Below are 13,309 nucleotides of genomic sequence, written 5' to 3' on the forward strand. Positions count from 1 at the left end.
CGCGCGGCCAGAATCCTGGATCTAGCGGACGCCCTGCTGGGCGAATTTGAGGACATCGGAAGCGTTGGACTTGTCCACGATGGTGGGACCGGTCAGGACAGGCTGGCCACCGCCGAGCTTGAATCCTCCGCGCTTGGCCTGCCAAAGGGAGTCAACCGACATGTAGCCCTGAAGCCACGGCTGCTGGTCCACAGTAAAGATCACCGCGCCATCCACGATCTTTTGGGCGAGTTCCGCGTTCAGGTCGAAGCTGGCCACCTTCGCAGAACTGCTGGCGTCCGTGACCGATTTGAGGAGAGTGAGGGTGATCGGCGCGCCCAGACCGATGATGACATCTGCATCCTTGGCTGCCTGGAGCTTCGCGGTGGCGGTGGACTGGACCGCGGTCATGTCCTTGCCGTCGACGTACAGGATCTCCGTTCCGGGCACCTTCTCCTTGACGCCGGCACACCGTGCTTCGAGGCCGACGTGGCCCTGCTGCTGGATCACGCAGACTGGGTGCTTGAAGCCCTGGGAAGCGAGCCTGGTACCCACTGCCTCGCCAGCGAGCTTCTCATTCGAACCGAAGTGAGTGAAGGCCCCGAGCTGCGCGGAGACACCCTCACCGGCGTTGAGGCTCACCACCGGGATACCGGCATCGACGGCCTTCTTGAGGACGTCCTTGAGGGCATCCGGAGTGGCGAGGGTGACGGCGATGCCGTCAACTTTCTGGTCGATGGCCTGCTGGACGAGCTGCGCCTGGCGCCCGGCTTCAGGGTCGCTTGTGTAGAGGAGGTCAACATTGTCCTTCGCGGATGCTTCCTCTGCGCCTTTGCGGACGATGTCCCAGAACGTGTCTCCCGCGGCGGCGTGGGTGATGAGGGCCACCTTCATGCGCGGAGTGCTCACGGCCTGTCCACCACCGGCGGCGTTGCCGCTGTCAGCCGGCTTCCCGCCTTGGCTGGAACAAGCACTAAGAGCCATCATCGGAACGACGGCCGCCACAAGTGCCGCCTTCCGCCAGGAAAACTTCTTCACGATTTATCTCCTTTGATAGGGGTTGCGGCCCTGCCACTCTGCAGGAGCTCAAAGCCCTCTACACAGATCATGGTGACTCGGCTCACAGATGTCAATACTTTGTCCTGACATTAGGATGTTTTTACGTGAGATAGTCATGCGAGCTCCCGCGAACAGCGCCGAATGGGAGCTAGCGGGTCACCCGGGCCGTGGTACTTCGCAGCACCAGAACGGGTTCGATCAAGGTCTTCTGGGGCTCAATGGCCGGATCCTCGATTCTGGCGAGCAGCCTGTGCGCGACATCAATCCCGACAAGGTCGCTGCGGTTGTCCACTGAGGTGAGGTCCAGGTACCTCGACTTGGCCAACGGCGAGTTGTCATAGCCGATCACGGAAACGTCGCTCGGCACGCGAAGGCCCCGGGCCTTGAGGACGGCAAAGGCGCCCATGGCCATGGTGTCGTTGGCCGCGAAGATCGCGGTAATGTCCGGATAGCGTTCCAGGAGCCAGGAGGCGCCAGCGTAGCCATCTTCCTCGGAAGTGCCTTGGGACTCGGCAATCAGAAGCTCGACGCCGGCGGCCCGGATCTCCCGCCGGAAACCGGCGCGCCGGTGGGCTGACGCGCCGTCGGCCCCTGACAGATGGCCGATGCGGGTATGGCCCAGCCCCAGCAGATGGTTGGCAGCCATGCCGCCCCCGCCGTCGTCGTCGTTGGTTATCAGGTCGGCGCCGATCGGCACCCCCTTGCGCCACCCGGCCACCACCGTAGGAACCCCCGTCCCGTCAAGCATGGACTCACTCGGCTCCGCGGCAATGACAAGCGCGTCAACATGCAGAGCGAGGAGGCCGTCCGTGGCATCCTTGATGCGGTTCTCGCCAGGCCGGGAGTCGGCCAGCATGACGTGGTAGCCCAGGTCAGAGAGGACGGACTCCATGCCCCTCAGGAGGTCCACGAACCACAGGTTTCGGTAGTCGTCGATCAACAGCCCGATACTCTTCGTCCGGTTGCTCGCCAATGCAGTCGCGGCACGGCTGGGACGGTAGCCGAGCTCCGAAATTGCCGCCTGGACGGCTTCACGGCGCTTGTCGCTAACCCTCTCCGGCGACTGCAACACCAAGGACACCAACGACGGCGAGACGCCGGCATGTTTGGCAACGTCATAGATGGTCGGGCGGCGGGTTTTGGGACGTGTCGCGCTCATGTTCGGGGAACCTTTCTTCTCTTCTGCCTAGACTATCCATCGGACATTGACAGGACATACTCACATGGTTAGGCTTTGAGTCCAGTGCTAAATTGTAGCGCTCCAAAATGCCAGAGGGGTGTTCGGCACCCAGGCTGAATTTCGAAGGAGAAATCAATGGCTGAGAGCCTAGGGGTCGCCGTCATCGGCGCAGGAATGGCCGGCAAGGCACACGCGGCGGCGTACCGCACAGCGTCTACCCTTTACAGCCCGGCGCTTCCGCCGGTGCGCCTCGTATCGATCGGCGACGTGAACGCGGAGTTCGGATCCCTCGCTGCCCGCCGATTCGGCTACGAACGCAATGACACCTCGTGGCAGGCGATCGCAGAAGCGGACGACATCGACGTCGTGAGCGTGGTCATCGCGAACTCCCTCCACCGCGAGGTGGTCGAGGGTCTCCTCGCCGCAGGTAAGCATGTCCTCTGCGAGAAGCCACTGAGCGACTCCCTCGAGGACGCCCGTGCCATGGCGGAGGCCGCCCGCAACTCTTCAAGCATCGCGCGCATTGGCTTCACCTTCCGCCGCACGCCCGGCATCGCCTACATCCGCGACCTCATCCACAACGGGGTACTCGGAAACGTCCTGCACTTCAGCGGCCGCTACTGGACGGACTACGGATTCAGCCCCTCGGCTCCCATGAGCTGGCGCTACAAAGGCGGCCCCGGCTCAGGTGCGCTGGCCGACGTCGGAAGCCACCTGGCGTACGTCTCCGAGTTCCTTTGCGGCGACATCAAGTCCATCACCGGTGGCCGCCTCAGCACCGTGATCGGCAAGCGCCCGCTGCCGCTCGGCGCTGTCATGGGACACGACCACGCAGCGGTGAGCGACACCTTTGAGGCTGTTGAGAACGACGACTACGCGGCCTTCAACGCGGAGTTCGAAAGCGGAGCGGGAAGCTTCGAGGTCTCCCGCGTTGCCGCCGGGCACGCCAACAGCCTCAACTTCGAAGTGTTCTGCGAGAACGGCGCCGCCAAGTTCGACCAGCGCCGCCCCTCCGAAATCCAGCTGTTCCTCAACGATGGCTCGGGCAACGAGAACGGCTACCGCCAGGTCATCCTCGGCCCGGGCCATCCCTACATCGCCGGCGGCCTCGCCATGGACGCTCCCGAGGTCGGATTCGGCCAGAACGACGCCTTCGGCTACCAGGCCCGGGCGTTCCTCGAAGAGGTTGCCGGCCTTCCGGAGGCCGAGTCCCTCCCGCGCTGCGCGACGTTCGACGAGGGCGTGCGCAACATGGAGCTGCTCGGCGCCGTCACCGAATCCGCGCTCAACAACGGAAAGAAAATCACGCTATGAAACTCGGCGTCTACAACGCAATCCTGCACGACCGGCCGCTTCCCGAGGCCCTCAAAGTCATTGCCGACCTCGGGCTGACGGGCATCGAGATCAACACGGGCGGATTCCTGCCCGCCGTCCACGTGCCCACCATGGACCAGATCCTCGTCTCGGATGCCGCGCGGGATGACTACCTCGGCATCTTCGAAGGCACCGGCGTCTCGATCGCGGGCCTCAACTGCAACGGCAACCCGCTGCACCCCAAGCCCGAGATCGGTGAGAAGCACGCCGAGGACATCCGCCGCTCCATCCGACTCGCAGAGCGCCTCGGCCAGAACCGGGTAGTGACCATGTCTGGCCTGCCCGGCGGTGAGCCCGGCGCGACCGTGACGAACTGGATCGTGAACGCGTGGAACTCTGCTGCGCTCGATGTCCTTGACTACCAGTGGGGCGTCGCAGCGAAATTCTGGCGCGAGACCGACCGCCTGGCCGCGGACCACGGCGTCAAGGTGGCCCTCGAACTGCACCCGCAGAACATCGTGTTCAACACCGCCGACGTCCGCAAGCTCATCGAACTCACGGAAGCCACGCATGTGGGCGTCGAACTGGACGCATCGCACCTGTTCTGGCAGCAGATGGATCCCGTCGCGGTGGTCCGCGAACTCGGCCCGCTGGTTTTCCAGGCAGCCGCGAAAGACGTCCGCGTGAACACGGAGAACGCCGCCCTCTACGGTGTCCTCGACAACAGCTTCCGCCGGCTCTCGCCGGAGGAAAACCGCACCAACCTCGGCGGCGACGAGTGGGCCAACGAGTGGCCCAAGAACTCCGCGTGGGACTTCGTTGCCCTCGGCCGCGGCCACGACACCGCCTACTGGACCGAGTTCCTGCGCGCCCTGCACGAAGTGGATCCCGGCATGCTCGTTAACATCGAGCATGAAGACACCTCACTCGGCCGAATCGAAGGTCTCGAGGTCGCCGCCAAAGTCCTGCAGGACGCCGACGCAGCGCTCACCGAGTCGCTGAACGTCACGGCTTAGCAACTCAGCGAAACCAGCCAGCGCCAGTGGGGGCTCCATCCGATGTTCGGATGGAGCCCCCACGAGTTTTGGTACACGACGGCGGCCCGGGTGACCGCGATTCTGCCAAGAGATCGAGAGCGAGCGTCGCTCAAAAGGGCGTCAAAGGTGAGCGAGCGTCGGTCGATGCAACGCTCGCTCACATATCCGGCCTTAAACACCAACGCTCGCTCACATATCCGGCCTTAAACACGAAAGGGGGCGGCGAGAAAATCGCCGCCCCCTTTCCGTGTCCCCTCTACTGGACCTTGGCGATGTACTTGCCCATCGCCTCCAACTGGTATCGGGACACCTCGTTGGCGTTGTCGTCCTCGGCGAAGACGCTGGACACCATGACCGTGTTGTCCTTGTCCAGGAAGCCGATTTCCTTGAGTCCGCCGAAGAACTCGTCCCAGTTGACGTCGCCGTCGCCGATCTTGAGGTGCTGGTGCACGCGCACGGCGTTGCCGGGCGGGTTGGTGATGTAGCGCAGCCCGTGGGAGGCGTGGTGATCCATAGTGTCGGACACGTGGACCAGGCGCAGCTTGTCCCCCGCGGCCCGCATGATGTCGAGCGGCTTGTTGCCCATGTGGAAGGTGTGCGAGGCAACGTAGACCATGCCAATATTGGGCGAGTTCACGCCACGTATGACACGGAGGGCTGCAAGTCCATCCTCCACGAAGTCGTCCGGGTGCGGGTCAATGAGGACGTCCAGGCCCTCGCGTTCGATGATCGGAAGGAGCTCTTCCATAGAGCGGTAAAAGGCCCTCTCGGACTCCTCGGCCTTTTCCGGGCGCCCGCTGAATTCGGTGTTCACGGTCTGCACGCCAAGATCGACCGTGATCTGGATGGCACGCTTCCAGTAGCGCACAGCGGCCTCGCGAGCGTCTTCGTCAGGCCCGGACCAACGCAGCACAGGAAGCACCGAGGCGATCTGGACGTCGGCGTCCTTGCAGGCCTTCTTCAACTGGCCCACCAGTTCATCGTCGGCCTTGGGGTGGTTGAAGAACGGGATGAAGTCAGCGTGCGGGGTCAGCTGGAGGTATTTGTAGCCGAGATCGGCGGCCAGCCTCGGGAACTCCAGCAGGCCGTGGCTGTGGTGGAACGGCGTCGGGTCAAGGGCAATCTTCATGGTCACTCCTACTTGTACAGCTCAGGCTTGGCATTGAGCTGTACTGCGACCTTTTCGCCCGACTTCTGGGCTTCGACGCCGGCTTCGCAGCAAGCAGCGGTGGCGTAGCCGTCCCAGGCGGTAGGGCCGCCGATTTCGCCGCGGCGGGCGGCGTCAACCCAAGACTGGACCTCGACGTCGTACGCGGCACCAAAGCGCTCTTCGAAACCTGGGGTGACCTTGCCGCCCCAACGGCCGGCGCTGCGGACGTAAGGACCGCCATCGCCGCCGATGTTCACGATGCCGTCCTCGAAGGACGCCTGGGTGGCGACTTCGTAGCCGAACTTCGCGTTCACGTAGATTTCGACGTCGGCCAGGACGCCGGACTCGGTCTCAATCAGGACGTGCTGGGGGTCGTGCTGGCCGTTCGGGGCGTTGCGTGTTGCCTTGCCCAGGCGGACCTGCACGGAGGTGATTTCCTCGCCGGTGAAGAAACGGATGGCGTCGAACTCGTGGACCACGGAGTCGTTGATGAGCATCGCGTTGGTGAAGCCCTCGGGGGTGTTCGGGTTGCGGTGCTGGTGGTGCAGCATGAGCAACTCGCCGAGTTCACGGTCGCGGATCACGGAGCCCAAAGCCGCGTATTCGGCGTCGAAGCGGCGCATGAAGCCCACCTGGATGCGCTTATGGCCGAGGGCGGTTTCGGCCTGCACAACTTTCCAGGCGCTCTCGGCATCCGGAGTAAGGGGCTTTTCGCAGAGGATCGGGAAGCCCTTCTCCAGCGACTTGTAGAGGATTTCCTCGTGAAGGAATCCGGGGGTGGCAATCAGCACGGCGTTGACGTCGCCGTTGTTGAGGGCCTCGTCGGCGCTGGCGAGGGCCACCGCGCCGTCGATCCCTTCGATGGCGGCCTGCGCGCGGGCGAGGTCGACGTCGACGACGGCGGCCACTTCGGCGCCGTGGATGCGGGTGCTGAGCCGCTTGATGTGGTCGGCGCCCATGCGGCCTGCGCCGATGACGGCCACGCGGAGAATGTCAGTCAATGTTCTGTCCTTAGGTGTCTGGGCTGCTGTGCTACTGCACAGTGGTGCGGGAACCGCACGAGAGCAGGTAGTTGCGGGTGCGCTTGGCGATAGGCATAGGGACGTCGAAGGCCACGGGGTACATGTCCTGTTCCACAATGCCAAAGATTGGTCGGTTGAGTCCTTCAACGGCTTCGATGACAGCGCGGAGATCCGGGAGGCCGTTCGGCGGTTCGGTCATGACGCCGGCCAGGTTGGCTGCGGCCCAGGTCATGTTCTCCTCGTTAACTTGTCTCAGGACGTCCGGGTTGATCTGCTTCAGGTGCAGGTAGCCGATGCGGTCCGGGTAGTTCTTAATCAGTTCCAGGCTCGACGCGCCGCAGTATTCGGCGTGTCCGGTGTCCAGGCAGAGGTTCAAGTACTGGGGATCGGTCTCGGCGAGCAGGTGCTCGATATCCGCTTGGGCGCCGACGTGGGAATCGGCGTGGGAGTGGAATTGCTGCTTCAAGCCGAAGTCTTCGAGCAGCACCTTGCCCATGCGGTTGTGGCCGGCGAACAGGTCATCCCACTGCTGCTGAGACAATTCGCCGCTCTCCACAGCCTCGCCCGTGACGTCGTCGCGCCACATGGCCGGTATGACGACGATGTGCTCACCACCCATGGCCGCGGTCAGCTCGGCAACCTTGCGTGCAGGCTCCCAGGCTTCCTCGTATTGTGCGGCACCACGGTGGAACGCCGTGAAGACCGTTCCCGCCGTCACCTTGAGGTCGCGCTGCTTGAGTTCCTCGGCCAGGCGGGCGGGATCGTTGGGCAAGTAGCCATAGGGGCCAAGTTCGATCCACTTGTAGCCGGACTCGGCCACTTCATCCAGGAAACGCTCCCACGGGGTCTGCTGGGGGTCATCCGCGAACCAGACGCCCCAGGAGTCTGGCGCTGTACCGATGATGAGTTTGTTCTCTGTCACTGCGGACTCCTCAGTTGGACGGGAAGTTGTAGGAGGCGCCGGAGGCGTGGGTGGGCTCGGGCCAGCGGGAGGTGATGACCTTGCCACGTGTGTAGAAGGAGACGCCCTCGGGTCCGTAGATGTGCTTGTCGCCGAACAGCGAAGCTTTCCAGCCACCGAAGGAGTGGTAGGCCACCGGTACCGGCAGGGGCACGTTGATGCCCACCATGCCTACTGTGACTGCGCGCTGGAACTTGCGGGCGTTCGCGCCAGAGGACGTGAAGATCGCGGTGCCGTTGCCGTAGGGGTTGGCGTTGATCAGCTTGATGCCTGCGTCCAGGTCCTCCACCCGGACCACCACGAGGACGGGGCCGAAGATTTCCTCCGTGTAGGCGGTCATTTCGGTCTTGACGTGGTCGATCACGGTGGGGCCGACCCAGAAACCTTCCTCGTGGCCTGGGACCACGAGGTCGCGGCCGTCCACTACCATCGCAGCTCCCGCGGCTTCGGCCTCGGTGACGATCCGCACGATGCGTTCCTTGGAGGCCGGGGTGATGACCGGGCCCATCTCGGCGTCGGGCTCGGTGCCGTTCTTGACCTTCACGGCCAGGGCGCGCTCTTCGACCTTCTTGACGAGCAGATCGGCGGCATCGCCGACGGCGACCGCAACGGAGATGGCCATGCAGCGTTCCCCGGCGGAACCGAACGCGGCAGCGGCCAGGTGGTCGGCAGCGTTGTCCAGATCGGCGTCGGGCATGATGATCGCGTGGTTCTTCGCGCCGCCCAAGGCCTGGACCCGCTTGCCGTGCGCCGTCGCGGTCTCGTGGACGTACTTGGCGATCGGGGTGGAGCCGACGAAGGAAATGCCGTCCACGTCCGGGTGGGTCAGGAGGCCGTCCACGGTTTCCTTGTCGCCGTGCAGAACCTGGAACACGCCGTCGGGCAGGCCGGCCTGCTTCCACAGCTTCGCGAGCAGCATGGACGCGGAGGGGTCGCGTTCGGAGGGCTTGAGGATGAACGCGTTGCCGGTGGCGATAGCCATCGGGGCCATCCACAGCGGCACCATGACGGGGAAGTTGAACGGGGTGATGCCGGCCACGACGCCGAGCGGCTCGCGGAAGGAGAACACGTCGATCCCGGTGGAGACCTGGTCCGAGTAGTCGCCCTTGAGCAGTTGCGGGATGCCACAGGCGAACTCGATGACCTCCAGGCCGCGTCCGATCTCGCCCTTGGCGTCGGAGATGACCTTGCCGTGCTCTGCCGTGATCAGGGCTGCGAGTTCGTCCACGTGCGAGGCGACGAGTTCGCGGAACTTGAACAGGACCGCGGTGCGCTTGGCCAGGGAGAAATCACCCCACTTTTCGCTGGCGGCCTTGGCTGCGGCAACGGTGGCGTCCAAATCGGCCCGGTTCGCCAAGCGCAGCTCCGCGGAAACTGCGCCGGTGGCCGGGTTGTAGACCGGCTGGCTGCGATCGCCTGCGCCGGCAGTTTCAACACCGTTGATGAAATGCTTGATAGTGGTCAGGGTGGTCGTCGACATGTGCGGACTTCCTTGTCTGTAGCTTGAAGGGAGCTTGAGGGGTTAGCCGAGCAGCTTGCGCTGGCGGTTCTTGTGGCCTGTGTACGTCTGGTAGGCCTGCTGGGTGGATTCGAGTTCGGAGACCTGCGAGACGGGAACGTCCCACCAGGATTCGGAGCTCGGGGCGTCCAGCAAGGGGTCCGATTCGACGTGGATGACGATCGGCCCGCTGTCTTCCGGTGCCGCTTTCGCGTCGCGGATTGCCTCTTCCAGTTCGGCGATGACCTTCTCGCCCGGCTCGATCCGGATCACCTTGGCACCGAGGCTTTCGGCGTTGAGGGCAAGGTCGATGGGCAGGTTCGCGCCGGCGTCGAACGAGTGCTGTTCCTTGTCCAGGACCCGGTACTGCGTCCCGAAGCGTTGCGAACCCAGCGACTCCGAGAGCGAGCCGATGGAGGCGTATCCGTGGTTCTGGATCAGGACCACGATCAGCTTGATGCGTTCAGCGACGGCGGTGACCAGTTCGGTATGCATCATCAGGTAGGAGCCGTCCCCCACCATCACGACGACGTCGCGATCCTTGCCGCCCGCGGCGGCCTCGGCCAACGCGGCGCGCTTGACGCCCAGGCCACCGGGGATTTCGTAGCCCATGCAGGAGTAGGCATATTCGACGTGGTAGCCGAACGGATCCCGGACGCGCCACATTTTGTGCAGGTCACCCGGCAAGGACCCGGCGGCGCAGATGACTACGTCTTGCTCATCCATGGCCCGGTTGGTGGCGCCGATGATCTCGTTCTGGGCCGGCAGCGGGGTGTGGCGGGTATCGAAGGCCTCGTCCACGATGCCGTCCCAGCGCTTCTTCTCCGCCGCGATCTTCCGCTCGAGGTCCGCGCCAACGCGGTAGCCGCCCAGCGCCTGGTTCAGCTTGACGAGCGCCTTGCGGGCGTCGGCGACGATCGGCAGCACGGTGCCGTGCTTGTAGGCGTCGATCGCGGCCACGTTGATGTTCACGAACGTCACGTCGGGGTTCTGGAAGGCAGTGCGCGACGCCGTCGTGAAGTCCTCGTAACGGGTACCGATGCCGATGATCAAGTCAGCCTCGGCAGCGATCGCGTTCGCCGCCGTCGTGCCCGTGGAGCCGATGGCTCCGAGGGAGAACTGGTGGTCCCACGGCAGGACGCCGACGCCGGCCTGGGTGTTGCCCACCGGGATGCCGGTCAGCTCGGCGAACTTGGCCAGTTCCTCGTTGGCGAAGGCGTAGAGGACACCACCGCCCGCAATGATCAATGGCCGTTTAGCTGCACGGATGGCCTCGGCGGCGCGGCGGATATCGTCGTCGTCGGCTTCGGGGCGGCGGATCCGCCACTCACGCTCAGCCAGGAATTCCTCGGGTACGTCCAATGCCTCGGCCTGGACGTCCTGCGGCAGCGAAATGGTCACCGCACCGGTCTCGGCCGGGTCCGTCAGGACGCGCAGGCCGTGGTGGAACGCGGAGAACAACTGCTCCGGGCGGGACACCCGGTCGAAGAACTTCGAGAGCGGACGGAAGGCGTCGTTGACCGTGATGTCGTAGGCGTAGGGCAGCTCGAGCTGCTGCAGCACCGGGTCCGCCGCGCGGGTGGCGAAGGTGTCGCTGGGCAGCAGCAGGACCGGCAGCCGGTTGGTGGTGGCCAGCGCCGCACCGGTCAGCAGGTTCGACGAGCCGGGACCGATCGAGGTACTGATGGCGAAGGTCTGACGGCGGCGCGTGTGCCGGGCGTAGCCAACGGCCTGGTGCGCCTGGGCCTGCTCGTTGCGGCCTTGGTAGTACGGCATGATGCTCGGGTCTGCGGCCTGGTACTGCTTGAGCGCCTGGCCCACACCAGCAACATTGCCGTGGCCGAAGATCCCAAAGGTGCCCGGGATCAGGCGCTCCCGGTACTCGTTCCCGCCCACGGTATCAACCGTGTACTGCTTGGACAGGAACTCGACAACCGCCTGGGCGACCGTCATTCTGCGCGTTGACATTACTCTTACTCCGATACTTTCGCAGGTGTCTTCAGCAGCTCCGCCGTCTTCAAGAGCGAGGCGGCGGTGGCCACGGCCCCGGCAACGTCTCCGTCGGCCGGATACAGAAGGGTCCGTCCCACAGTCAATCCCTGGACTCCCGGCAGGGCAAGGGCTGCCTGCCAGCTGGCAAAGACCTCATCCTGGCCCGCATCCGGATCCCCGCCCAACAGGACCGTGGGCAGCGTGGTAGCGGCCATGACTCGCTCCATCTCCGCCACAACCGGGAGCTTCATCCAGGTGTAAGCGCTCGTGGAACCCAGGCCCTCGGCGATGGCCACGGACTTGATCACGGCGTCCGGGGAAAGGTCATTGCGGACCTTGCCGTTTGCCTCGCGGACCGACAGGAACGGTTCCACCATGGCGATCAGCTTGCGCGCCGCGAGGGAGTCCACCGCCTTCGCCGTGGCCTCCAGGATCTTCGCCGTGTCCGGGTCCCCGAGGCAGATGCGAGTGAGCATCTTGCCGCCATCGGCGCCCAGGGCGTCCAGGGCAGCTGCGGTGTGGCCAGTGAAGCGGTCATCGATTTCGTTGACCAGGCCGGCCAAGCCGCCGCGGTTCATTGAACCGAAGACGAGCTTGCCCTCGAGGGCGCCGAGGAGGAGCAGGTCATCCATGATGTCGGGTGACGCCAGGACACCGTCGACGGCGGGATTCGCCAAAGCGATCTGCAAGCGGTCCAGGAGCTCGCGGCGGTCGGCCATGGCCACCGGATCCGAACCGACGCTCAGGGCGCCGCGGGCAGGGTGGTCGGCGGCCACGATGAAGTTCTGGGTCCCGTACTTCAGGCCGGGGTGGCGGCGGCGCGCGGCGGCGGCGCGGGCAACGGCGTCGGGATCTTCAAGCCGGATGGCGCTCAGGTGCTCGTAACGGCGGGGATCATCATTGAAGCTCAACGTGTTGCTCCTTCGGAAACTGCTGCGTGCGAAGCCGCGGCATTGGGGCCGGCCGGCGTCAGGCGGCCGCGTTCGACGAGCAATGAGGTGACTTCTTCCGGCGTCGGCATCGCGTCCGCGCAGGAGACGCGGGAGGCGACGATCGCGCCGGAGGCGTTGGCGTAGTCCAGGATCTGGGCCAACGGCCAGCCGGAAAGCAGTCCGTGGCAGAAGGCTCCGCCGAATGAGTCGCCCGCGCCCAGGCCGTTGACGGTCTCCACAGGGACCGGTGCGGAGACGACGCGCTCGGTGCGGGTCTTGGCCATGACGCCTTCGGGGCCGAGCTTCACGACGGCTATCTCGACGCCGGCGGCCAGAAGGCGGTCGGCCTGTTCGTCCGGGGTTCCTTCACCGACGGCGACGGCGCATTCCTTGTCATTGCCGATGGCCACCGTGACGTGCGGAAGGATCTTGGCGACCTCCGCCCGGGCCTCGTCCTCGGAAGCCCAGAACATGGGGCGGTAGTCGAGGTCCAGGATGGTGTACTGGCCCTCGTTCAGGCCGGTGCGCGGCCGGGCTTCGTGCGCCGCGAGGTGGGCGGAACGGCTGGGCTCCTGGCAGAGGCCGGTCACGGTCGACCAGAAGATGCCGGCGTCCTTGATGGCGTCCAGGTCCAGTTCCTCGGCCTTGATCTGCAGGTCCGGTGCCGTGGGGAAACGGCCGTAGAAGTAGAGCGGGAAGTCGTGCGGTGGCTGGATCGCGCAGAAGGTGGCCGGCGTTTGAAGGCCCGGCACCGGGGTGACGAAAGCGTCGTCGACCTTGAACTTGCGCAGTTCGCGGTGCAGGTAGATACCAAAAGGGTCATCGCCAGTGCGCGTGATGACGCCGCTGCGGCGGCCGTGGCGGGCGGCAGCGACGGCAACGTTGGACGGCGAGCCGCCAAGATACTTGCCAAAGGACTGCACGTCCTCCAGTCCCACACCGATGTCGTTCGGGTAGATATCAACGCTGATGCGCCCGATGGTGAGCAGTTCGTGGGTCACGGTGATCGCGGACCTTTCTGTAGTGAACTCTTCTTGCGGGACGGTGAGAGCTCCGGTGCTTTTGCCGGCCCGCAGTGAGCGGGGCCACAAGCACTACTTTGCACCAGAATTCATGTCCTGTCAAAGGTTTGTACTGACATATTTACAACGAAACGTAATGACTGGGATTGCGTCTTGATTTGGG

11 protein-coding genes are annotated in these 13,309 nt (G+C 64.7%); 2 read left to right on the top strand and 9 right to left on the bottom strand.

Annotated features, from left to right (window positions below):
- Window positions 1–21 precede the first annotated feature (21 nt).
- Window positions 22–1,017: a substrate-binding domain-containing protein gene (locus HNP00_RS08075; RefSeq protein ID WP_184737755.1), complete on the bottom strand. Its 996-nt coding sequence runs from the start codon at window positions 1,015–1,017 to the stop codon at window positions 22–24.
- A gap of 169 nt (window positions 1,018–1,186) precedes the next feature.
- Window positions 1,187–2,197 carry a LacI family DNA-binding transcriptional regulator gene (locus tag HNP00_RS08080; protein WP_184737757.1) on the bottom strand — a complete coding sequence of 337 codons (1,011 nt, stop codon included), beginning with the start codon at window positions 2,195–2,197 and terminating at the stop codon, window positions 1,187–1,189.
- Between the two features lie 156 nt (window positions 2,198–2,353).
- On the opposite strand from HNP00_RS08080, the gene HNP00_RS08085 reads away from it, so the two are divergent.
- Window positions 2,354–3,532: a Gfo/Idh/MocA family protein gene (locus tag HNP00_RS08085; RefSeq protein ID WP_184737759.1), complete on the top strand. Its 1,179-nt coding sequence runs from the start codon at window positions 2,354–2,356 to the stop codon at window positions 3,530–3,532.
- Window positions 3,529–4,548 carry a sugar phosphate isomerase/epimerase gene (locus HNP00_RS08090; RefSeq protein ID WP_184737761.1) on the top strand — a complete coding sequence of 340 codons (1,020 nt, stop codon included), beginning with the start codon at window positions 3,529–3,531 and terminating at the stop codon, window positions 4,546–4,548. The genes HNP00_RS08085 and HNP00_RS08090 overlap by 4 nt, the downstream gene beginning before the upstream one ends.
- Window positions 4,549–4,825: 277 nt before the next feature.
- On the opposite strand, the gene HNP00_RS08095 is transcribed toward HNP00_RS08090, so the two are convergent.
- Genes HNP00_RS08095 through iolC form a run of 7 tightly spaced genes read right to left on the bottom strand, consistent with a single transcriptional unit; the run spans window position 4,826 to window position 13,125 of the window.
- The gene (locus HNP00_RS08095) at window positions 4,826–5,698 is read right to left on the bottom strand and encodes a sugar phosphate isomerase/epimerase family protein (protein ID WP_184737763.1); all 873 of its coding nucleotides are present in this window, start codon (window positions 5,696–5,698) and stop codon (window positions 4,826–4,828) included.
- Window positions 5,699–5,706: 8 nt separating this feature from the next.
- A complete protein-coding gene (locus HNP00_RS08100) occupies window positions 5,707–6,720 on the bottom strand; it encodes a Gfo/Idh/MocA family protein (RefSeq protein WP_184737765.1) in 1,014 nt (337 codons plus the stop codon).
- A gap of 31 nt (window positions 6,721–6,751) precedes the next feature.
- Complete coding sequence (locus tag HNP00_RS08105) at window positions 6,752–7,663, bottom strand: sugar phosphate isomerase/epimerase (RefSeq protein ID WP_184737767.1); 912 nt, start codon at window positions 7,661–7,663, stop codon at window positions 6,752–6,754.
- A gap of 10 nt (window positions 7,664–7,673) precedes the next feature.
- Window positions 7,674–9,182 carry a CoA-acylating methylmalonate-semialdehyde dehydrogenase gene (locus HNP00_RS08110; protein ID WP_184737769.1) on the bottom strand — a complete coding sequence of 503 codons (1,509 nt, stop codon included), beginning with the start codon at window positions 9,180–9,182 and terminating at the stop codon, window positions 7,674–7,676.
- Between the two features lie 42 nt (window positions 9,183–9,224).
- On the bottom strand, window positions 9,225–11,153 hold the full coding sequence (gene iolD / locus HNP00_RS08115; RefSeq protein WP_184738183.1) for a 3D-(3,5/4)-trihydroxycyclohexane-1,2-dione acylhydrolase (decyclizing): 1,929 nt from the start codon (window positions 11,151–11,153) through the stop codon (window positions 9,225–9,227).
- Window positions 11,154–11,173: 20 nt separating this feature from the next.
- Window positions 11,174–12,103, bottom strand: a complete 930-nt coding sequence (locus HNP00_RS08120) for a deoxyribose-phosphate aldolase (RefSeq protein ID WP_184737771.1) — start codon at window positions 12,101–12,103, stop codon at window positions 11,174–11,176.
- Window positions 12,100–13,125, bottom strand: a complete 1,026-nt coding sequence (gene iolC, locus HNP00_RS08125; RefSeq protein ID WP_184737773.1) for a 5-dehydro-2-deoxygluconokinase — start codon at window positions 13,123–13,125, stop codon at window positions 12,100–12,102. The genes HNP00_RS08120 and iolC overlap by 4 nt, the downstream gene beginning before the upstream one ends.
- Window positions 13,126–13,309 lie beyond the last annotated feature (184 nt).

The organism is Arthrobacter sp. AZCC_0090 (assembly GCF_014207375.1).
Classification (GTDB): domain Bacteria; phylum Actinomycetota; class Actinomycetes; order Actinomycetales; family Micrococcaceae; genus Arthrobacter.